Source organism: Schaalia vaccimaxillae DSM 15804, from assembly GCF_000420425.1.
Classification (GTDB): domain Bacteria; phylum Actinomycetota; class Actinomycetes; order Actinomycetales; family Actinomycetaceae; genus Pauljensenia; species Pauljensenia vaccimaxillae.
The window spans coordinates 45,042-65,951 of record NZ_ATUX01000008.1; the positions used below are offsets into that span (position 1 = coordinate 45,042).

17 protein-coding genes are annotated in these 20,910 nt (G+C 58.3%); 7 read left to right on the forward strand and 10 right to left on the reverse strand.

All coding sequences use genetic code 11. The features are described 5' to 3' along the window. Nucleotides 1-99: 99 nt before the first annotated feature. Nucleotides 100-1,995, reverse strand: a complete 1,896-nt coding sequence (locus tag G439_RS11480) for a glycosyltransferase family protein (protein ID WP_022868496.1) — start codon at nucleotides 1,993-1,995, stop codon at nucleotides 100-102. 142 nt (nucleotides 1,996-2,137) lie between these two features. On the opposite strand from G439_RS11480, the gene G439_RS0107125 reads away from it, so the two are divergent. The 7 genes from G439_RS0107125 (at nucleotide 2,138) to G439_RS0107155 (ending at nucleotide 10,551) form a co-directional block, all read left to right on the forward strand. Further along, complete coding sequence (locus tag G439_RS0107125) at nucleotides 2,138-2,872, forward strand: DUF6270 domain-containing protein (RefSeq protein WP_131333575.1); 735 nt, start codon at nucleotides 2,138-2,140, stop codon at nucleotides 2,870-2,872. A 126-nt stretch (nucleotides 2,873-2,998) separates the two neighbouring features. Beyond that, on the forward strand, nucleotides 2,999-4,264 hold the full coding sequence (locus G439_RS11485; RefSeq protein WP_022868498.1) for a glycosyltransferase family 4 protein: 1,266 nt from the start codon (nucleotides 2,999-3,001) through the stop codon (nucleotides 4,262-4,264). Continuing rightward, the gene (locus tag G439_RS11490) at nucleotides 4,264-6,045 is read left to right on the forward strand and encodes a glycosyltransferase family 4 protein (protein WP_022868499.1); all 1,782 of its coding nucleotides are present in this window, start codon (nucleotides 4,264-4,266) and stop codon (nucleotides 6,043-6,045) included. The genes G439_RS11485 and G439_RS11490 overlap by 1 nt, the downstream gene beginning before the upstream one ends. A 112-nt stretch (nucleotides 6,046-6,157) precedes the next feature. After that, entirely contained in the window at nucleotides 6,158-7,372 is a 1,215-nt protein-coding gene (locus G439_RS0107140) for a pyridoxal phosphate-dependent aminotransferase (protein WP_022868500.1), read from the forward strand. A gap of 16 nt (nucleotides 7,373-7,388) precedes the next feature. Then, a complete protein-coding gene (locus G439_RS11495) occupies nucleotides 7,389-8,510 on the forward strand; it encodes an LCP family protein (RefSeq protein WP_022868501.1) in 1,122 nt (373 codons plus the stop codon). A gap of 113 nt (nucleotides 8,511-8,623) precedes the next feature. Further along, nucleotides 8,624-9,433, forward strand: a complete 810-nt coding sequence (locus G439_RS0107150; RefSeq protein ID WP_022868502.1) for an alpha/beta hydrolase — start codon at nucleotides 8,624-8,626, stop codon at nucleotides 9,431-9,433. Nucleotides 9,434-9,462: 29 nt separating this feature from the next. Next, nucleotides 9,463-10,551: an adenosine deaminase gene (locus G439_RS0107155; protein ID WP_026459493.1), complete on the forward strand. Its 1,089-nt coding sequence runs from the start codon at nucleotides 9,463-9,465 to the stop codon at nucleotides 10,549-10,551. Here the strand turns inward: G439_RS0107155 and G439_RS0107160 are convergent. From G439_RS0107160 to G439_RS0107200, 9 genes are all read right to left on the reverse strand, one after another. Continuing rightward, on the reverse strand, nucleotides 10,541-11,638 hold the full coding sequence (locus G439_RS0107160; protein ID WP_040434838.1) for a UDP-N-acetylmuramate dehydrogenase: 1,098 nt from the start codon (nucleotides 11,636-11,638) through the stop codon (nucleotides 10,541-10,543). The genes G439_RS0107155 and G439_RS0107160 overlap by 11 nt on opposite strands. 275 nt (nucleotides 11,639-11,913) lie before the next feature. Then, nucleotides 11,914-12,687, reverse strand: a complete 774-nt coding sequence (gene nagB / locus G439_RS0107165; protein WP_022868505.1) for a glucosamine-6-phosphate deaminase — start codon at nucleotides 12,685-12,687, stop codon at nucleotides 11,914-11,916. A 34-nt stretch (nucleotides 12,688-12,721) separates the two neighbouring features. Then, the gene (locus tag G439_RS0107170; protein WP_022868506.1) at nucleotides 12,722-13,402 is read right to left on the reverse strand and encodes an N-acetylmannosamine-6-phosphate 2-epimerase; all 681 of its coding nucleotides are present in this window, start codon (nucleotides 13,400-13,402) and stop codon (nucleotides 12,722-12,724) included. Nucleotides 13,403-13,438: 36 nt separating this feature from the next. After that, nucleotides 13,439-14,395, reverse strand: coding sequence for an ROK family protein (locus G439_RS0107175; protein ID WP_022868507.1), 957 nt, complete (start codon nucleotides 14,393-14,395; stop codon nucleotides 13,439-13,441). Between the two features lie 58 nt (nucleotides 14,396-14,453). Continuing rightward, a complete protein-coding gene (locus G439_RS0107180; protein WP_022868508.1) occupies nucleotides 14,454-15,368 on the reverse strand; it encodes a dihydrodipicolinate synthase family protein in 915 nt (304 codons plus the stop codon). Next, nucleotides 15,368-16,186, reverse strand: a complete 819-nt coding sequence (locus G439_RS0107185) for an ABC transporter ATP-binding protein (RefSeq protein WP_022868509.1) — start codon at nucleotides 16,184-16,186, stop codon at nucleotides 15,368-15,370. The genes G439_RS0107180 and G439_RS0107185 overlap by 1 nt, the downstream gene beginning before the upstream one ends. Then, entirely contained in the window at nucleotides 16,183-18,231 is a 2,049-nt protein-coding gene (locus tag G439_RS0107190; protein ID WP_022868510.1) for a dipeptide/oligopeptide/nickel ABC transporter permease/ATP-binding protein, read from the reverse strand. Before G439_RS0107190 ends, G439_RS0107185 begins: the two co-directional genes overlap by 4 nt. A 3-nt stretch (nucleotides 18,232-18,234) precedes the next feature. After that, on the reverse strand, nucleotides 18,235-19,188 hold the full coding sequence (locus tag G439_RS0107195) for an ABC transporter permease (protein WP_022868511.1): 954 nt from the start codon (nucleotides 19,186-19,188) through the stop codon (nucleotides 18,235-18,237). Between the two features lie 112 nt (nucleotides 19,189-19,300). Then, a complete protein-coding gene (locus G439_RS0107200; protein WP_026459496.1) occupies nucleotides 19,301-20,881 on the reverse strand; it encodes an ABC transporter substrate-binding protein in 1,581 nt (526 codons plus the stop codon). Nucleotides 20,882-20,910 lie beyond the last annotated feature (29 nt).

The following is a 20,910-nucleotide window of genomic DNA, read 5'->3' on the forward strand; positions in this document are numbered from 1 at the left end:
TCAACTTCCCACGCAATCATCGCCAGGTCATCCGTGTTGTCTTTCCCGAAAGAATACGATGTTATTCGACCATCTGTGAGCGCCGAGGCCGTCCACTGGTCAGAAGAAGACATGCTCGTTCCCCTCCCCAAAAGTGGTCAGATGAGAGGCTGCAAGAATCTCCTCATTCGGAATACGCCACGTGTGTTCTTGAGTTGCCAATCGACGTTGAATAAAACCAAAACGATCTGACGAGAAAACTTTGCCGCCCACTTGACGCACGTCCAATAGAAACTGGGAATCTTCACCGGTGGTGCGACTGCGGAAAGGAATCTCCTCGAAGGTACTTTTCCAGCCCACAAAAGTAGGGCCAGCAACGAAAGACGCCCATGAGAACTCAAGCGTAGGAAAACGTAAACACAGGGCGTTCTGGTCAGCCAAATGCAAGTAATGAGCTCCCTTACCTACCAGCTCTGCGTTCGAATATTTCAACGCGGCAATCTGATCGAAGAGATAGTTCTGCCCGTACAGGTCATCGTCGTCAATCTTTGCGATGACATCGCCGTCAGAACATTCAATGATTCGGTTGTAACACTGCCCAAGTGTCCAGCCGGAGTCCCCGACCACCCAGTTGATTTCCATCCCTGAGTCTTTCGAAGCATCAACGATTGCTTTCTCCGGCTCGAACCCGTGCGTGAGAATAACAACTTGGAGGTCAACGTCCTTTTGTTGTGCCATTTGGCCGAGAACATGGCTTAGTTGATGCGGGCGATTCGTTGAGATCATTGCCGTTGCTGACGGCATCGTCGTCACGCGCTCAGTGAACCCGATCTTCTGGAGAACACTGTTAATCCGATGCTCAAAAGTATGTTTTTGCCAGATACGGCGTTGAGCCAAATGAACCATACGGTCGCGTAGCTCAGGTGAGCGATCCAAAGCACGGATCCAGCGAGACGCTTCTTCTCGAGTAGCGACCTGAATGACTTCGTCGGGGCGAAAGAAAGTCTCAACAGCCCTTGAAATAGCGCTAATAACTGGTGTACCACACGCAGACACCTCGAAGATTCTGCGCGCACACATAGATGAGCTATCCACAACTGAATTGACGTTGAGAATCGCTGCGTAGGATCGATTCGCTGTCAACATCTGTTGATAGTTCAATTCTCCACGCACATGTCCATAGTATGGTTCAGGGAATTGGTACGCTTCGGAGACGTCACGAAAGCGACTAAAAATATCCAAAGGGTAACGGAGCTTACGCTGAGCATCCAACGCTCCACCCAGGAGAATTTCCATCTGCTTCCCGCGCTCAGGGTATTTATCCCGAAAATATGTCCCAGCGAAGGCAACAGATCGACGATGCTGAGACGTCATACCAATTGGGACAATTGGGTTATGAATCGCAGGCTGTGCAGCAAATGACATGACCCCCACCCGATCATGGCCTAATCGCTCACGGTAGCGATCAACACGATCCTCATCCGTGGTAAAAACCCAGTCGAAAATTCGCGCAGACTCAATGAAGTCCTCAAAGTGCGCAGGATCTTCTTTATTCCAAAAAATAGTGGGAATGCAACGTTTTTGACATTCTGCTACTAGAGCCTTAAGAGTCTGCGAGGGCCCTTTCGAAGACGTTATCTGATACTGCCATCGATCTTGATTGCCGTGCCAAGCGGATTCAACAAAGAGCAAATCCAAGTTCTCGGTGTCGAGCTGTGTACGCCAAGCCTTTGGATCAAGCTCTACTTGTTTCCATTCGTAGCCCAAAGCGCTCAACGTGAAATCATCAGCAATGATCCCAGCAGCGAGATCGCGCCGCCCCCTCCAAGAATCAACGTCTGGCAGAGGCCACTCATCGAAGGATATTTTTATTCGTCCTTTTGAGGTCAATCGCCTCGGCTGGAGCACCCGCGCGACTCCCGTATTTTCGACTTGGCGTGCCTCGAATTCTTGGAGAGCACTGAATCCTCCGTGACGTAAATGCCACAAGCGCTTGCGCCAGAGCAATAGATCCACGGTTCCTCTTCTCTCCACGTCAGCTAATGAGTGCAATATACAATCATTCATGCATCCAAGTTCTCAATGGGATGCTTGTTTGCATCGCCCATTGCCTTCACTCACCTGCTACCGTCGGAGCACGAAAGAAGGGGTGAACCGCGTGAAACAGTTGATTCTGGGCAGTTGTGTGACCCGTGACGCCTATGAATATGCGGATCAATCCCGCTGGCAAATCGGTCTATATATTGCGCGCCAATCGTTAACCTCCATCGGGCACTCGGCTTCGATTCCGCACCTCGACGCTTACCAATTCGCCTCCCCCTTCCAAAACAGACTTTTCCACGGGGATCTAACTGGTAACGCGGTCGAAGAAATCAAGAAAGCAGTTCAGCGCCACGGGCCAGGCGACGCCGCCCTCGTCCTGGATCTCATTGACGAACGAGGCGGGATCTACCGCAACGCCGCCGGAGCCGTATTCACACGCAGTAGTGACGGAGGAGCCAAAGACGTCTATTCCAATCTTCCCCACGGCTGGGAACTTCATGGCTTCGGATCAATGACGCACTGGACCCTATACGCCGAAGCAGCAAAATCTCTTAAATCTGCGCTCATCGAACTTGGAATATGGGATCGAACCCGAGTCATCAAAGCCCAGTGGGCATTAACTGACGTTGACGGTAACGAAACGCCTGGCTCAATGGGTTTTACGGCAGACACCGCCAATGAAGTGCTTGCCGGCTACTACCACCTCCTGGCAGAAGGTGGCTGGCACATGGTTGATCCAGGCGTGACACCCATTGCTGATCCAAACCAACGGTGGGGGCTGGCCCCATTTCATTACACGCGGGAATACTACGAAGCTATTAATTGTGCCTTGAATAACTCTTTTATTTGATCGTCATCCGAGATCAAATAGAATTAGCTACCTATTACCCTTATCCTAAAACCGTTCCACAGCACTCATTTTCGCCAGAAAATTCCCTCAATAAAGAATATCTTTCGCAGGAGCCACCCCAAAAAAATGCGAGTCCTGGTCATCGCGCAGACCTGGGAGCCCGAAGAAGGGATCCCCCAACGCCGCTGGGCGTGGCTCACCCGTCAATTGACACAATCTGGCCACGAAGTTCATGCGGTTGTTCCCCCACCCCATTACCCGACAGGCCACCTGCTTTTCAGCGAAGACGAATACCAAATCGGCGCAGTGGCCGAAGGAAAAAACGGGGAAGTCATCCACAGGACCGCCTACCTCGGACACGACTCCACCCTGTATTCACGCATGCGCAATCAAGGGCGCATCATGACGTCACAGATCGAAATCGGTCACAAAGTTGCCGCCGAGTGGCGCCCCGACATCATTGTTGCAACTGCTCCTCCCCTGCCCACCGCAAACGCAGCCGACGTCATCGCCTCGCGCGCCCGAGTCCCCTTCGTCCTCGACCTGCGCGACGCCTGGCCCGACCTACTCAAGCACATGAACGACTGGGCTCCCACCACCGCCCGACCAGCACGCCAAGGCACCGCCTCAAACTTCAAGAACATGGTTTTTCGAGGAGTGGCCACCGTTGGCGGCCATGCACTAACCCACGCCATAGGCAAGGCAGCCGGAATCGTTACCACCACCGAATCCTTCACCGAAGTCCTGCGTAATCGCGGCGTCGAACAAACCATGACGCTACGCAATCTTGGAACTCGACGAAACTTCACACTGGAAGCACCCAACCACACCTCGGGATTAAACGTCCTTTACGCCGGCACCACGGGACGAGTACAAGAACTGTCCAACGCTATTCACGCCGTTGCAGAAGCCCGCGAACGTAACCTAGACGTCCGCATGAGAATCGTAGGTTCTGGCGCTCACCTCAAAACATTGCGCCGAAACGCCCAAGCGCTAGAACTGCCCATCGAGTTCACCGGCCGACTCCCCTTCGACCAAATCCTGCCCCATTACGAGTGGGCAGACACAGTGTTGATCCACCTGCAAGACTGGAAACCGATGGAATACACGGTGCCTTCCAAGCTCTACGAAGCATTAGAAATCGGACGCCACATTTCTCTGTCAGTCGCAGGCGAAGCCGCCCAGATCGTCACCTCAGCAAGAGCCGGAGATGCCGTTCCTCCAATGAACCCAACGGCACTGGCGGATCTGTGGGAGAGACTTATCGCGGAACGGAGTCTGCTCAACACAGTGGGCAGGGGCCTTGAGTGGCTTGAGAAACAGGGAACGCCAGAAGATAACGCCGCACGCTTCGTCGATTTCCTCGAGAAAATTCGCGAAAACGCCTGCTAATGAAAATCCTTCAAGCCGTATCGAACACGCTATCGCGCGCCCCGTTGCTCGGCAAAGTGGTTCACCAGATGATCAGCGAAGACCCGGCACTCTTTGCTGTGCAGTTGCTCCGGCGCACACCCAGCCACCTCAGGGATGCCCTGTCGGCCCTGCCTGAGCCCAGCCACAAAGGGTCAACGATCCGTTCGACGTGGTTGATGATGCTTGACCGACGCCAGCAGCTCCAAGACGAACTCGCGTCTGCCGGTGAGCAATCGTCGTCTGGATTGCTTAACAAAATTCGCGTCCAAATTGAGTCCGAACTACCGCCCTCGGCCAGCGCCAACGATCGGGCGCATCAACTATGGGAAAGCGGAAACCTCGACGAAGCCATTGCATTAGCGCAGCCGCCGCTTCGCGGGATCCTCGAATCTCGTCTTCGAGTGCTCACCCCCGGACGCACCCTCGTCCTACCCAGCAGTTACGACGAGGACGAGCCACCTACCCCGCGCAAAACCCCCGCGCCTGCCAGGCCAGCCGGCGATTCGTCCTCGCCTGTGCGCGTCCTTCACTGTTTAACAAACTCCCTGCCGTGGACAAACTCCGGTTACGCCCTGCGCTCCCACCAGGTGTTACTCGCTCAGCGGGCCGTCGGCCTCGAAGTTGAAGCGATCACCCGGCTTGCCTACCCGCTGACAATCGGTAGGCCGTGGGCGGGAACAGTCGACGAGGTCGACTCGATCCGCTACCGCCGCTTGCTGCCCGCCAGTTTGCCCAGGTACGAGGACGCGCGCCTCGCCCTGCACACAAAAATGCTGGCCGACGTGGCGCACAGTTATAGCCCGGATGTTTTGCACACGACAACAAACTTCCACAACGGCTTGGTGACCCGAGCTGTTGCAGAAAAACTCGATATCCCGTGGGTGTATGAGATGCGCGGTGAACTGGAAAAATCCTGGGTCGCACGCCGCCCTCGACACCAAGAAACCACAGCGTTAGCCTCCCAGCGCTACCAGCTGATGCGTGCCCGAGAAACCGAAATGGCACTGGCTGCCGACGCCGTCGTCGCACTCTCGCACCATCAAGCAGACTCCCTGGTTGAACGCGGCATCCCCGCCGCCAAAATCCACGTCATACCCAACGCAGTCGACGCCGACCTACTCGACGTGCCACGCAACCCCCAGTCCGCTCGACGAAGCCTCGGCCTAACGGAGCGTGCATGGGTAGGGACGGTGAGCGCCCTCGTCGACTATGAAGGTTTGGACACACTGGTGCGCGCAGTGGCTTCTCTACGCAAGCGCGGAGTCGATATTGGGCTGGCCATCGTGGGCGATGGCGTGTCACGTGAATCCCTCATCCAGCTATGCCGCAACGAAGGACTGAACGTCCATACCGGTCCGCTCGGAGAATCCTCCACCAATGCCGATGCCGTGTTTCCTGGAAAAGTTGCCCCTCTTAATGCCCCCAGCTGGTATCAGGCGCTTGACGTGATGGCAATTCCCCGCCGAGATACCCCCGTCACCCGCGCAGTGACCCCCATTAAAGGCTTGCAGGCGATGGCTTTGGGCATCCCGCAAGTTGTCTCAGACCTGCCTGCCCTGGTTGAAGTCGGTGCACGCGACGGACAAGGACTTGCTGTTTCTCCTGGCGATGCCAATGCGCTTGCTGATGTCATCGGTCAGATCATCGCGGACACTGACCTTGCTGAGTCGCTCAGTTCGCAGGCCCGCAAAGTTGCCACAGGCCGAACCTGGTCAGCCAATGCAGCCGCCTATTCGCAGCTCTACTCGTCCCTTCTCTAGTCGAAACCGCCGACATTTCCGCTACCACGAAACGAGCCGCTGAGACCCATTCCACGCGCCCAGATGCCGGAGCAACGCGAAGCGGGACCGCCCATCATGGGAAAATCAAGACGTGACTACGACTCCTCGTTCCCGTGTTTCTGCCCGCCTCGCAGCCATCGCGCCCTCGGCCACCCTGGTTGTGGACGCCAAAGCCAAGGCCATGAAGGCTGAGGGCCGCCCAGTCATCGGTTTTGGAGCCGGTGAACCCGACTTCGCCACACCCGACGCCATCGTTGAAGCAGCCATTGCAGCCGCTAAAGACCCGGCGAATCACAAGTACACGCCCGCCAAAGGTCTGCCCTCGTTGCGTCAAGCCATCGCCGCTAAAACACTGCGCGACTCCGGCTACGAGGTATCCCCCGAAGACATTCTGGTCACCAACGGCGGCAAGCAAGCCGTGTACTCCGCATTCGCCTCGATCATCGACCCCGGCGACGAAGTCATCCTCCCCGCCCCCTACTGGGTCACCTACCCCGAGTGCATCCAGCTGGCAGGCGGCGTCCCCGTCGAAGTCTTCGCCGGAGCCGACCAGGACTACAAAGTAACCGTCGACCAGCTTGAAGCCGCCCGCACCGACCGCACCAAAGCGCTGCTCGTGTGCTCGCCCTCGAACCCCACAGGATCGGTCTACACGCGCGACAAACTGACCGCCATTGGTCAGTGGGCCCTCGAACACGGCATCTGGGTAGTCACCGACGAAATCTACGAGCACCTGCTTTACGACGGCGCCGAATCCGCATACATCGTTAAGCTCGTGCCCGAACTGGCTGACCAAACCATCGTTTTGAACGGTGTCGCCAAAACCTACGCCATGACCGGGTGGCGCGTCGGCTGGATGATCGGCCCGTCCGACGTCATTAAAGCCGCAACAAACCTGCAATCACACATGACGTCGAATGTCGCCAACGTGTCGCAGGTGGCCGCCCTCGAAGCCGTGTCCGGATCGCTGGACGCCGCCGCCCAGATGCGCACAGCCTTCGACCGTCGACGCAAACTCATCGTGTCGATGCTGCGCGAAATTGACGGCCTCGTCGTGCCCATGCCCCAGGGCGCGTTCTACGCCTACCCCAGCATCGAAGGACTGATCGGCAAAACCCTGCGTGGAACCGTCATCGATTCGTCGATGACGCTCGCAAACTTGGCTTTGGAGCATGTCGAGGTTGCCGTCGTCCCCGGCGAGGCCTTTGGACGCTCCGGGTTCCTGCGCCTGTCCTACGCGACCAGCGACGAAGCCATTACCGAGGGCGTGTCACGCCTTCAAGCACTGCTATCCGAGGCTGAGTGATCCTCAGGAGGAAACGATGAGTGACCTGCCAACCAGAGCCGAAGTTCAAGCCGACCGTGCGAGTGGTGAAGCAAATGGAGGTAGGGCCGGCGCTGGCGGAGGCGGCCGTGCCGGTGGTCGTGGTGGGGCAGGTCGCGACGGTAATCAGCCCCCGAAGCGGATGAGCGGCACTAAGAAAGCCCTCATCGTTCTGTGTTCGCTGCTGTTGGTTCTGGTGTTAGCCGTTGCCGGGATCTTCCTGAGCATTAGGCATTCGATCAACTCCCAAATTCAGCACGTCCAGATCACCCCGTCCGGGCAGTCTTCTTCGAGTAGCGCCCAATCGATTCCGGTTGGCAATGACATCAATTTCCTGGTGTTGGGATCGGATTCTCGTCAATCCGGGGGCGATCCGACTGACTGGGAAGCGGGGGCTCAACGTTCTGACGTGATGATGCTCGTTCAGATCACTGGGGACCGTAAGGGCATCAACATTATGTCGATCCCACGCGACTCCTGGGTGGAAATTCCCGGCTACGGCAATGCGAAGATCAATGCCGCTTACTCCTATGGCGGCGCCGATCTGACCATTGAAACCGTGCAGAATCTGACAGGCGTGCACATCGACCACTTCATGGTCACTGACTTCACCAGCTTCGAACAGCTCACCGATATTCTTGGCGGGGTCACAATTGCGTCGGCCGAAGGGGTTAAGACCTATTCGGGTTCAGAGGCGCTGGCCTTCGTTCGTGAACGTAAGGGACTGGCCCGCGGAGACTTCGACCGAGTGCGACGCCAGCAAGCATGGATGCGTGCGATCATGCAAAAGACTTTCGACCAAGACGTTCTGACGGATGTGTCAAAAATGTCTGAAATGCTTACCGCTCTGCTGTCACACTCCGCTGTTGACCAAAACCTCACCTTTGATTCGATGCTGTCGTTGGCTTCTGAGATGACGACAATCCGTTCGAACTCCGTCAATTTCTTCACCGCGCCCTTCACGGGGACGGGAATGTCTGAAGATGGCCAGTCCATTGTCAATCTTGATAGTGAAGCTCTGGCGTCGTTGATGGAAGCGTGGCGATCTGACGAGGTCGATACTTACCTTATTCAGCACAGTGGAGTCATCGACGTCCTTGGGGCTTCTCCCGTGGCCTGACGTCTGAGATGTAACCCAGATGCATCAGCGCTTGGGCGTCCCTCGGCGAAGTTATGGGCGTCCTTCGCGGGCAGAGGCGGGCGGAACTGGCGGTGGGCTGCCACAATAGACCCATGCACATCCAATCCCGCTTCGCGCATATCACCACCCCCAAAGGAACCGTGCTGGTCTCCCACGGATACGGGGAACACTCCGGCCGCTTCACAGCGCTCACGGATGCCCTCGTCGAAGCCGGATACGACGTCTTCTACTACGACCACTACGGTCACGGCACCGCAGAAGGCCCCCGCGCCACCGTTGACGTCGGCAGGCTCATCCGCGACCACGTCAACGCCAGGCGCATCGTGCGCGCCCACGCCCGCACCACCGATATCTTCCTCTTCGGCCACTCCATGGGCGGCCTCATCACCGCAGCCTCCATGCTGCTTGACCCAACCCACCTGCGCGGCACCGTCTTGACCGGACCAGCTTTTCGGCCCCTACCCGATATCCCAGCCTCCACGGTCCGCAAGCTCTTGCCGCTTGCGCGTCTCATGCCGAGCCTGCCCGCGACCTCAACCTCCATTCGCGACGGCGAATCCGTCCTCTCACGCGACCCCGAAGTCCAAAAAGCCTTCGACGCCGACCCGCTCACCTGGAAAGGCGGCACACCGCTACTCACAGGCGCCACCATGATCCTCCAAGGCGACGAAGTACTACGTCGAGCCGACCAAACCACCACTCCCCTGCTGATCTTCCACGGTTCGGCTGACAAACTCACTGACCTCAAAGGCTCACGCACCTTCGTCTCCAACGCCATCGCCGCCCACCCCGACGCCGACATTCACCTGCGAGTCGTCGACGGCGCCTACCACGAGGTGCTCAACGAGCCCGAAGGCCCCGGAATCATCCGCGACATCATTAGCTGGTTCAAGCAACACTGATGCAGTCCCCCAGCCTCGCGCCTCGTGCAGTGAACGCACCCACCGCCCCTGATCTGACGGCCCAGCCGGCCACGCCCTCGGGCCGACGCAACCTCGCAGCCCTGCCCAAAGCACACCTACACCTTCACTTCACGGGCGCAATGAGGCCGCAAACCCTCGTTGACTTGGCCGCAGAGCAAGGCACACGCCTACCCGCGCACCTGCTCGACCTCGACCCACTCAAAGTACCCGCCGACGCACGCGGATGGTTCCGCTTCCAACGCTCCTACGACTCGGCTCGCCACCTCGTCCGATCCGAAGACACCATGCGCCGTATTGTGCGCGAAGCCGCCCAAGACGACGCCGCTGAAGGCTCCGTGCGCCTCGAAATGCAAGTGGACCCCACCTCCTACGCGCCGTGGGTCGGCGGCATCACCCCCGCCCTCGAAATCATCCTTGACGAGGCCGAACGCGCCTCCGCCGCCACCGGCGTTGAAGTGGCGATCGTCGTTGCCGCGTCGCGAATGCGACACCCCCTCGACGCGCGGACCCTGGCTCGTTTGGCCGCCCAGTATGCGGGAGAGGGCCAAGGCGCCAGTCGAGTCGTCGGCTTCGGGTTATCCAATGACGAACGCATGGGATCCACCTCGTCCTTCGCGGCGGCCTTCCATATTGCAGAGCGTGCGGGGTTGGCTCGTTTACCGCATGGGGGCGAACTCTTAGGGCCCGATTCGGTGCGTGAAGTGGTCACGGCTCTTAAACCCCAACGCCTCGGACACGGAGTGCGAACCACCGAAGACCCCGAGCTGCTCAAACGCTTAATCGACGAAGGCATCGCCTTTGAAGTGTGCCCCACATCCAACGTGCAACTGGGCGTCTATTCAAACTTTGGGGAAGTGCCCCTACCGACGCTCATCGAATTCGGGGCAACAGTAGCTTTGGGGGCCGACGACCCACTGCTCTTCCACTCGCGGTTGCTCGCACAGTACACGGCCGCGCGCGACGTCTTTGGTCTATCCGACCATCAGCTCGCCGACCTCGCCCGCCAATCCATCGACGCATCCTTAGCGTCCGAATCATCTAAGCGCCGCTGGTATGCGGACATTGAAGCCTGGCTAGCTGGGCCCGTCACCAAGTAAAACCGACGGCCACAGGTTCAGGCACCAGACGGATACCGAAACGCTCTTCCACGCCCGCGCGTACCGCGAGCGCCAACTCGCGAATATCCTCAGCCGTGGCACTGCCCCTATTCGTCAACGCCAACACATGCTTGGTAGACAAAGACGCCGGAGCCTGCGAGGCGTCCGCCCCGTTCAAAGCCCACCCCTTGCCAAAACCCGCATGATCGATCAGCCAAGCAGCCGACGTTTTCACCAGTTCAACGCCGTCGGCGTCCACTCCAGCGCCAAAACGCGGAGCATCCTGCGGCAACACATCAGCCTGAGACCGCGTGAGGATCGGATTAGTGAAGAAAGAACCCGCGCTCCACGAATCATGGTCGCCCTCGTCCAACACCATGCCCTTGCCGCGGCGCAGCCCCAGGACGGCCTCGCGCACCATCACCGACGGCGCGCGTTCGCCCGCCTTCACACCCAGCTTGGTTGCCAACTCGGCGTAGAGAACCGGAGCTGACAGCTCACTCTTTTCCAAAGCAAAGGTCGCTTCAACCACCACCCAGCGGCCCGTAGGCCCCCAAATACGCTGGCCAGCTTCACTTTCAATGGTGCCGCCGTGGCCCGTTGAACGCTTAATAATCGACGTGCGGTATCCCAGCTGCAAATCCTTTGCCGATAGCACCACCATTTCTTCATCCTGGCGGTCCCATGCGCGCACCGAATGAAGAGTCGAGGCGACCTCATGGCCATAGGCACCAATGTTTTGCACGGGTGCGGCACCAACCGTTCCAGGAATACCCGAAAGGGCCTCCAACCCAGACAAACCCTGAGCAATAGACCACTGGACGAAATCATCCCAGGTTGTGCCCGCGCAGGCCGTCACAAAAACCTTCCCAGAAGGATCCGGCTGCGTTGCAATAATCTTCGACCGGCCATCGCGCACCACCACGCCTTCGAAAGGTTCATCTGACACCAGCAGATTCGAGCCTCCTCCGATGACCAGAAGCGGGATGCCGGCCTCGTCGGCCCCATGAACTGCCATCGCCATCTCGTCAGCCGTCGATGCCGTCACCACATGCTTGACGGGCCCACCGACTCGAAATGTCGTCATCTGAGCCAAAGTCGTCGGACTGGGATGCACGAAGAAAATCCTTTTGTCGATGAAGCTCGCGCGCACACTGTGCGCCAAGCCAGCGGATACTACAGGCATCCTAATAACCGGCGAGCGTAGAAACGAACCAATAACCCGCAAGGGCAGAAACGAAAGTGCGTGGGGCGAGGACAACACTCGCCCCACGCACCCAAGTGATTCAAAGCCCCAGAAGAGCAACCCGACGGCCCAACTCCGCCCAGGATAGCCCCGAGGCTTCACCAGATACTGAAATCTCAGTGCTGTTCCTTCTCCCAAACTTCCTTGTAGAAGTCCTTGAGTTCCAGCTTCGAGGCTGCGGCCTCGTCCACAATGACCAGGACGTCGTCGTGCATCTGCAGGATCGACGCAGGCCAGCGGGCGCTAATTCCGCCCTCGACCATAGCCTTAACAGCGTCGGCTTTACCTTCACCCGTTGCAATAAACACGTGAGCGCGCGAATCCATGATCGTTCCCAAGCCCTGCGTCACACAGTGCGTGGGAACAGCATCCAAGTCGCCATCAAAGAAGCGGGCATTGTCGCGACGAGTCTGCTCAGTCAGAACACCCACGTGGGTGCGTGACGTCAAGGAACCACCCGGCTCGTTAAAGCCAATATGTCCGTCCGAGCCAATGCCCAGGACCTGAATATCAATGTGACCGGCATCCGTGATGGCCTGATCGTATGCGGCCGCCCCCGCAACCAGGTCCTCACACCAACCATCGGGGCCGTGAGCGTTGCCCTCAGGCATATCAACGTGGTCAATGAGATTGCGGTGGATGAAGTTTGCATAACCCTCATAGTGGTCCTTGGGCAGGCCCACGTACTCATCCAAGTTGAAGGACTTGACCTGGGCGAAAGAAATTTCGCCAGCCTCGTAGCGGCGGATCAACTCAGCGTACAGGGGCAGCGGGGATGAACCCGTGGCAAGACCCAGCACGAAATCCGGCTTGTTGCGGTAGACCTCGCAGATGCGGTCGGCGGCCAAGTTCGCAATCTGGCGCTCGTCGTCAACAATCGCAATTCTCATGAAAATTCGTTTCCCTTCTTCAAGAAGCCGCTTTTCAGCGACCCTCAATAGCTTTCGTAAACCACGTCGTAATACGCGTCGGATGAGTAATACCAGTGCCGACCACAACAGCAAAGGCGCCGGCCTGCATCACCGCAGCCGCCTGCTCGGGCGTATGGACTCGACCCTCGCAGATCACCGGAACCTCGGGGAACTCCTCGAGGACCTGGGACAAGAACTCCATATCTGGCCCGTCAGTCATCTCGCGGTCATCCGTGTATCCCGCCAACGTCGTCGACAAAATATCCGAACCAGCCTCAGCGGCAGAACGCACATCGTCGATCGAACCGCAGTCTGCCATCACCAAAATGCCCTCATCGTGCAGGGCGGAAACCGTCTGGGCGTAGGTCAAACCATCGCGACGAGGCCGCGAGGTCGCATCAATAGCCACCACGTCAGCGCCTGCCATCGCGCAGGCGCGCGCATGACGCAAACTCGGGGTGATGTAAATGCCCTCATCGCCCTCTTTCCACAAGCCAATAACCGGCACCTTCACGCGGCCTTTAATGGCAGAAATATCGGCAAGGCCCTGACAGCGAATTCCACCAGCACCACCCAGTTCAGCAGCCCTGGCCACCTGCGCCATCGTCTCCGGGTGACGCATAGGCTCCCCCGGATAAGCCTGGCAAGAAACAATCAACTGTCCACGCATCTGTTCAATGACTTGATCCGTCACCGTGATTCTCCATTCCAGCGCACCTCGGCGCGCTCCTCAATTCATCGTATTCATCAAGTTCAAAGTCGCACCAATCAGCGGAGCATCGTCACCAAGCTCCCCAACGACAATGGGTGTATCCGCCACCGGCGTCATCGCGCTAGCCGCATACCCCTGGCGCACACCATCCCACCACATCTGACCCGAACGCGTCATCGAACCAGACAGAATAATCATCGACGGATCAATGCAATTGGCCAAAGAACCCAGACACTCACCCAACGCATGCGCAGACTCCACAAAACATGCCTGAGCTAACGGGTGGCCATCCTCAGCCAACTCCTGTAAGCCTCGCGCATCCTCGACGTTGGGATCATGAGCGGTGCGCCGCATGTCATACCACGCGGCGATACCTGAACCTGAACAAAAACCTTCAATATGTCCAAAGCGACCACACGAGCAGGGCACATCTCGCCCCGCAGGATGGTGAATATGGCCAACGTGGCCGCCAACATGGTGGCTACCAGTTAAGACTCGGCCACCTTCAACAAAGGCACCACCGATGCCGGTGCCCACAGCCACCGACAGCACCGAGTCTGCGCCACGCCCCACGCCAACCAAAGCCTCACCTAGACCATGAGCGTGAACGTCATTGAGTACTCGCACCTGCGTGTTTGCCGCATCGCGGATGATGGCGCCCAAAGGCGTACCACCCCAACCGGGCATCGTATTCGTTGCCGACACGATCGCACCCGAAGCAGGATCAACTACGCCAGCACTCGCCACAGCCACGCCCGTAAAAGGACCGAACCTGTCAGCTAGATCAGCCACCAGAGAACCGATTCGCGCGGCGACTGCTGGCCCGCCCTCGTCGGCAAGTGTCGCAATCCTGCCGAACTCGCCGTCCCGCGTGGATGCTGCGAGCCCGTCCATGAGCGCCCACCCGACCTTCGTTCCCCCAATATCGAGGGCGAGAACCCGTGACTCATCACCTGAATGAACAGAGCTGTTCACCAAAATTCTTCCTCTCACTACCAGTTGAACGCGTCGAAGTGGGCGCCCCAGACGTCACTCAGTCAATCATGCCCGTGCGGCGCAACACCGACGCCACCCACTCGATATTGCCGTCGATCAGAGGCTCAACAGGCCTGGGCATCTCGTTGGTCTCGAAAACTCCCAAAAGCTGCAACGCAGTCTTGAAAGCCCCAACACCGGCGCCGAAACCAGCAATCCCCTGAACCTGAACAATGCGCATGAGCTCAGCCAAACGGTCCTGTTCGGCGCGAACCGCCTCCCAATCGCCACACTGATACGCATCCCACTGGCGAACATAACCAGCAGGATCCACATTGCCCAAACCGGGAACAGCACCATCGGCACCCGACATGTACGCGCCGTCAACAACAACCTCGTGACCGGTCAACAGCTGCAGCGGGTGGCCAGCCTCGTCATTCATGCGAGCAAGCCAACGGAAAGACACATCGTCTCCCGACGAATCCTTCACACCGGACAAAACGCCGTCCTGTCCAAGTCGGATCTGCATATCAATCGGCAACTTCACGTGAACGCACACCGGAATGTCGTACGCCCAAATCGGAATATCTGTCGCCTCACGCAGCAACCGGAAATGACGCTCAATCTCAGGCAATCCCTGCAGCGCGTAGAAAGGCGCGGTTGCCACAACGGCGTCCACACCGAAGGACTCTGCCTGACGGATATTCTCAATGACACGATCCGTCTCAGTGTCAATGACGCCCGCCAAAATAGGGATACGTCCATTGACGATCTGCTGGGTGGCTTCAAGAATCTCAGCGCGACGCGCCGGAGTCGAGAACACCACTTCACCGGTCGAGCCCAAAACGAAAAGGCCATGGATACCGGCATCAATCATGCGGTTGATATGACGTTCCAAGGACGCGTGATCAACACGCCCATCCTTGAGCGGCACTGCAAGAGGCGGAACAATTCCGCGAATTGGGGTGTTCATCATTCTCCTTCGAGGGTGGGGTGAAGCAGGGAAGGCGCAGCTCCCAACAGGGTGCGCGTGTACGGATCCTTCGGGTTCGCCAAAAGCTCAGCCGCAGGGCCTTCTTCAACGACGACACCCTTATTCATCACGGCAATGCGATCCGACACGTAACGGACCGTCTGGATGTCGTGCGAAATGAAGACCATCGCTAAGTTCAGTTCACGCTTGAGATCGGTCAACAGGTTGAGGATCTGTGCGCGCACCGACACGTCCAAAGCGGACGTCGGTTCGTCAGCGATAATCGCATCCGGATTGAGGGCGAGCGCACGGGCGATAGCCACACGCTGACGCTGACCGCCAGAGAGCTGGCCAGGCAGAGCGTCCAGGGCCGAGGACGGCAAACCCACCATCGAAATGAGTTCGCCAACGCGATCACGTCGCGACGCCTCGTCCCCAATCTTGTGGACGCGCAAGGGATCAGCAAGCTGATCTTCCACCGTCATCCTGGGGTTGAGCGCGGTTGCCGGGTCCTGGAAGACCACAGACACAACTCGGCCAATACGCCGACGCGCCTCAGCAGTCCTCTTCGTGACCTCTTCGCCATTGAAATACACGTGGCCAGAGGTCGCCGCTTGCAAGCCGCACATGACGTTGGCGGTCGTGGACTTGCCACAACCAGACTCGCCAACAATGCCCAAGGTTTGGCCGCGCACAATGCTCAGATTGACGCCGCGCACGGCGTGAACCTTATTTGGCTTAAACAGCGAACCCGTCCTGGAATTGAAAGTGACGTGAACGTCCTTGAGTTCAATAATTGGGTGTTCCGCGCCAGTCATCGCACATCCTCACTTTCGAGCTGATCGGAACCTCCAACGCCCTGATTGGGATTGGGCGGAAGAGCCGCATACACGTGTTCGGGACCGACCTCGGTCAAAACCGGACGAATGTCCAGGCCATAGTCGGGATGCGACGACCTGGGAGCGAAACGATCGCCCACCGGGAAGTCACGCGGCGACGGAACAGTTCCCGGCACCTGGTGCAAACGACCCGAACCCGCTTCGATCGACAAAACCGCACCCAGCAGGCCACGCGTGTACTCGTGCGTCGGGTGAGTGAGCAGCTCAGCCGTCGGCCCCTGCTCCACGACCTGACCGGCGTACATGACGGTGATCGAATGGGCAACCTCAGCAACGAGGGCGACGTCATGGGACACGAAGATCATTGCGAAGCCAAGCTTTTCACGCAGATCGTTCAGCAGCGCGATCACCTGCTTTTGAACCGTCACATCCAAAGCGGTCGTCGGTTCATCAGCGATCACAAGCTTCGGGTCGCGAGTCAAAGCCATAGCGATCAAAACACGCTGACGTTGGCCGCCCGATAACTCATGCGGGTACGACTCCAAGGTGCGCTTCGGGTCCAGGCCGACCAGCTCCAAAAGCTCTTCAGCGCTGCGAGTACCACCGCGCTTGGTGAGCTGACCCATCTGATCCTTGATGAGCATCGCCGGGTTGAGCGAAGACAAAGCATCCTGGTAGATCATTGCCATCTCGTGACCGAGAAGCTTTTGACGTTCGTCGGGCTTCATCGTCAGCAGGTCCTGACCCTGGTAGAGGATCTGGCCCGACAACTCAGCCTTCGGATCAATCAAGCCCATGATCGACAGGGCTGTAATCGACTTGCCACAGCCGGACTCGCCCACCAGACCCATGGTTTCGCCGCGACGAACGCTAAAGGACACATGGTCGACAACATCGACCTCGCCGTGGCGTTCGAACCGGATCGAGAAGTCTTTGACTTCCAGCAGCGGCGCTTCCGTGGACTGCGATACGAAACGATCCGTGCGCTTGCTCTCGACCTCATTCAACGCATTCAGGCTTGCCTGAAGCGGAGCGGCCTGCTCACGGTAGGCCTGACGCGGGTCGAGCAGGAGGCGATCGGCCTCGCGCGTCGCATTGGCCGAAACCTGAGCGACGGACACACCCTTGGGGGCTGCGACCATGGCGTCGGTTATGCCCTCAGACAAGATGTTCAAGCACAACACCGTCAGCATGATAAACATGCCGGGGAAGAAAGCCGTCCACCACTTGCCCAGCATGACCGAAAGGTTCGACGACGCATCCGACAACACGTTGCCCCACGTAGGCACGGCCGTGGACTGGAGGCCAGAACCAATGAAGGTCAAAGAGGCTTCCAAAATAATGGCGTCGGCCACAAGCACCGTGGCAAAGACTAAGACAGGTGCCGCAGTGTTACGCATGACGTGAGTAACGAGGATCCACGGCGCCCGTGCACCCGACACAATGACGGCACGCACATAGTCTTCGCCGTATGCACTCATCACATTTGCGCGCACGATGCGCGACAGCTGAGGCGTATACACGAAAGCAATCGAACAAACGATAACGAAGACCAGGGCCAGGGTGTTGCCCTTTTCTTGCAGTGCGCGGCCAAAGACCAGCACGGACACGGCAGCCATAGCAATGCCGGGCACTGCCATCACAATGTCCATGATGCGCATGATCACTTCGGACAAGGACTTGCGCACCACTGCAGCGACCGAGCCAATGATGGCGCCGACAAATAGAGCAATCAGAGTGGCAAAAAGGCCGATCAGCAGGGAGAAACGCCCGCCGTAGAGGACGCGGCTCATCACGTCGCGACCAATGTGGTCAGTGCCAAAGGGGTGCGAGGCGCTAGGTGAGTCCCACTTTGTGAAGATCTCATCGGGCCCGTGCGGAGCCAAGAATGGCGATAGAACGCAGATCAGAGCAACCAGGGCAAGGAGGACGAGGGCGACGCGCGACCCCACCGACATGGAGGAAATACGGCTAAAACGAGCTCCGGGTTGGGTCACCCGTTCGAGTTTTTTCTTGTGGTTCATCTGTCAGACCGACCTAATCCGCGGGTTGATGAGCAGGTAGAGCATGTCGACGACGATGTTGACGACGATGAATGCGATAGCGACGACCAAGGCGCCGCCCTGTACCAAGGTCACCCAGTTCTCCTGGATTCCCTTGAGAAGGACTAGCTTGCCCATGCCGTCGATGGAGAAGATGATCTCGATGACAACGGCGCCTCCCATGAGGTAACCGATTCGCAGGCCAAGCACCGTGATCGGTGTAATGAGCGCGTTACGCAGCACGTTGCGGGCCACGACGATCGGCTTGGGGATGCCTGCGCCGAGCGCGGTACGGACATAGTCACGGTCGAGTTCTTCAACCATCGATGTACGCACAACGCGTGTCATCTGGCCGATTACTGGGACTGCCAGTGCTGTGGCGGGCAGGATCATACGGAGGAACCAGCCTGCTGGATCTTGGCTCAATGCTGGGAGGGCTCCCGAAACGGGCAGGCGTCCAACGAAAGTCATGACAAGCAGGGCAGCCAGCCAGAAGGAAGGAGTGCCAATCGAGACAACGGAGAAGACTCGGATGACCTGATCTGGCCAGCGGTCACGATAGATAGCTGCCAGAACTCCCAGGGGGAAAGCGATAACGACAGCGATGAGGAGCCCCAGGAAGGTCAGCTGGAGAGTGACGGGAAGGGCCTTGGCGACCAGGTCGATCACTTTATTAGAGGTGCCAACACCATAAATGCCCAGGTCACCTTGGAGAATCCCCCACAGGTACGAGCCGTACCTGACAAAGAATGGGTCGTTGAGGCCCTGCTCTTGGCGGTAAGCCTCTAGTGCCTGAGGGCTGGCTGTCTCGCCCAGCGCCGAATATGCGGGGTCGATCGGTGACAGCGACATAATGAAGAAGACGAGGAACGAGACGCCCACGATCATGATGGGCAGGGCAAGCAGACGCCGCCCGACGAGTCTCAGAAGATTATTCATGGGGCATTTACTCCTGACTGTCCGACTACGCAGACACGAAGCAGGGGCGGGCCGGATTGACCCGCCCCTGCTTCGTGGCGTGCCGTCAACGGTCAACGTAACGGCAGTCGGTTCACTTGAGGCCGACGCCCACCAGTTCGAGGCCAGTTGCGGCGATCGGCTTCACGCCGTCGAGCTTGTCACCGTTGTAAGCAGTGATCATGTTGCGGTGGAAGAGCGGGTAGACAACTGCTTGCTCAGCGAGCAAGTCCTGAGCTTCGGCCCACTTCGCTTTGGCTTCATCGCCCTCGATCTGGACTGCTTCGGAAACAAGTTTCTGGAACTTATCGAAGTTTTCCGGATCGGTGGTCTTCCACATGGTGCGCTTTTGAGTCCACACGTTGTCACCGTTCCACCACGACAAGATGATGCCGGGGTCTGTGCCGAAGACCGAGGGGTCGCCGGGGGCCAGGACAACGTCGTAGGTCGGGTTGTCCACGTCGGTCACGTTGCCGTACAGGTCGGAAGACGCCATTGCGGTGTGATTGACAGTGATGCCGATGGCTTCGAGATCGGACTTGATCTGGGGAACCAGGTTGGCAACCCACGGATGATCGGTAGTCACCAGGTTGATGGCCAAGCCAGAGACTCCGGCCTCGTCGAGGAGGGCTTTTGCCTTGTCTTTGTCGTAGGCGAACTGGGTAGCTGCCTTGTTGTACGAGGGGTTCGACTCGGGCAGGAATGAGGTCGCCTCGATAGCCTGCCCCTCCATCGCAGTGTCAATGAGCTTCTGCGTGTCGATGGCAGTGTGGAATGCCTGGCGCACCTTGTTGTTATTGAAGGGCTCCTTGGCGGTGTTGAACATGAGGAAGGGGTTGCCGTAGCCGGGGACAGCTTCGACGGTCCAGCCGACGGCTTCGAGTTCACTCATGGTTGTGGCAGGCACGGCTTCCATGATGTCGGTGGTTCCGTCGAGGGCGGCAGCCAGGCGGGCTGAATCATCCTTAAGGACGTGCCAGCGCATACGCTCAACCTTGGCAGGCTGATCACCGTTGTAGTGCTCGTTCGGAACGGCGGTCACCTCGGTGGGGGTGATGGACTCGTATTTGAAGGGGCCGGTGCCGATGGGCTGAGCCTTGAGGGCGTCAGCATCCATAGAGGCTGGGACGATCTTAACGTTCGCGAAGCGCTCTTTGAGGCTGGCGAAGGGGAAGTTGAGTTCAACGGTGACAGTCTTAGTGTCCTTCGCGGTCACAGACTTCACGAAGTCGAAGAACATCTTATAAATGGAAGCGTCGTCTGTGGTGCGCCCATAGGAAGCAACAACGTCATCAGCGGTTACATCGGTACCGTCGGAGAACTTGGCTCCATCACGCAGGGTAATTTCGTAAACCAGGTCGGAAACCTGCTCAGGTTCGCCTGCAGCAAGAGCCGGGTAGACGGAGTAATCCGCCATATCGAACTGGTAGAGGCCTTCAAGGACGTGCCAGTTGGTGCCCATTGCCAGGGCAGAAGTAGTGATCGAACCGTAGTCGGTGGTCTCGTAGGCAACGCCGAGATTGATCTCGCCGGTGGGGGCGGAGGATTCGGCGGCACCGGAGCCGCTCGCTGATTCAGTGGTTTCAGCAGTGTTCGAACCGCCGCAGCCTGCCAGCAGCAAGGCTGCTGAGGTCATGAGCGCGGCAGCCGCCGTCATGTGCTTGGGTAGACGCATAATGGACTCCTCATCATTGAGTGACTGAA

Excerpts from the sequence above, each read along its gene's own strand:
- G439_RS11495 (WP_022868501.1), top strand. The coding sequence starts at position 7,389 with ATGAGTGACCTGCCAACCAGAGCCGAAGTTCAAGCCGACCGTGCGAGT.
- G439_RS0107200 (WP_026459496.1), bottom strand. The coding sequence starts at position 20,881 with ATGCGTCTACCCAAGCACATGACGGCGGCTGCCGCGCTCATGACCTCA.
- G439_RS11485 (WP_022868498.1), top strand. The coding sequence starts at position 2,999 with ATGCGAGTCCTGGTCATCGCGCAGACCTGGGAGCCCGAAGAAGGGATC.
- G439_RS0107180 (WP_022868508.1), bottom strand. The coding sequence starts at position 15,368 with ATGAACACCCCAATTCGCGGAATTGTTCCGCCTCTTGCAGTGCCGCTC.
- G439_RS11490 (WP_022868499.1), top strand. The coding sequence starts at position 4,264 with ATGAAAATCCTTCAAGCCGTATCGAACACGCTATCGCGCGCCCCGTTG.
- G439_RS0107195 (WP_022868511.1), bottom strand. The coding sequence starts at position 19,188 with ATGAATAATCTTCTGAGACTCGTCGGGCGGCGTCTGCTTGCCCTGCCC.
- G439_RS0107190 (WP_022868510.1), bottom strand. The coding sequence starts at position 18,231 with ATGAACCACAAGAAAAAACTCGAACGGGTGACCCAACCCGGAGCTCGT.
- G439_RS0107160 (WP_040434838.1), bottom strand. The coding sequence starts at position 11,638 with ATGACGACATTTCGAGTCGGTGGGCCCGTCAAGCATGTGGTGACGGCA.
- nagB (WP_022868505.1), bottom strand. The coding sequence starts at position 12,687 with ATGAGAATTGCGATTGTTGACGACGAGCGCCAGATTGCGAACTTGGCC.
- G439_RS0107150 (WP_022868502.1), top strand. The coding sequence starts at position 8,624 with ATGCACATCCAATCCCGCTTCGCGCATATCACCACCCCCAAAGGAACC.
- G439_RS0107185 (WP_022868509.1), bottom strand. The coding sequence starts at position 16,186 with ATGACTGGCGCGGAACACCCAATTATTGAACTCAAGGACGTTCACGTC.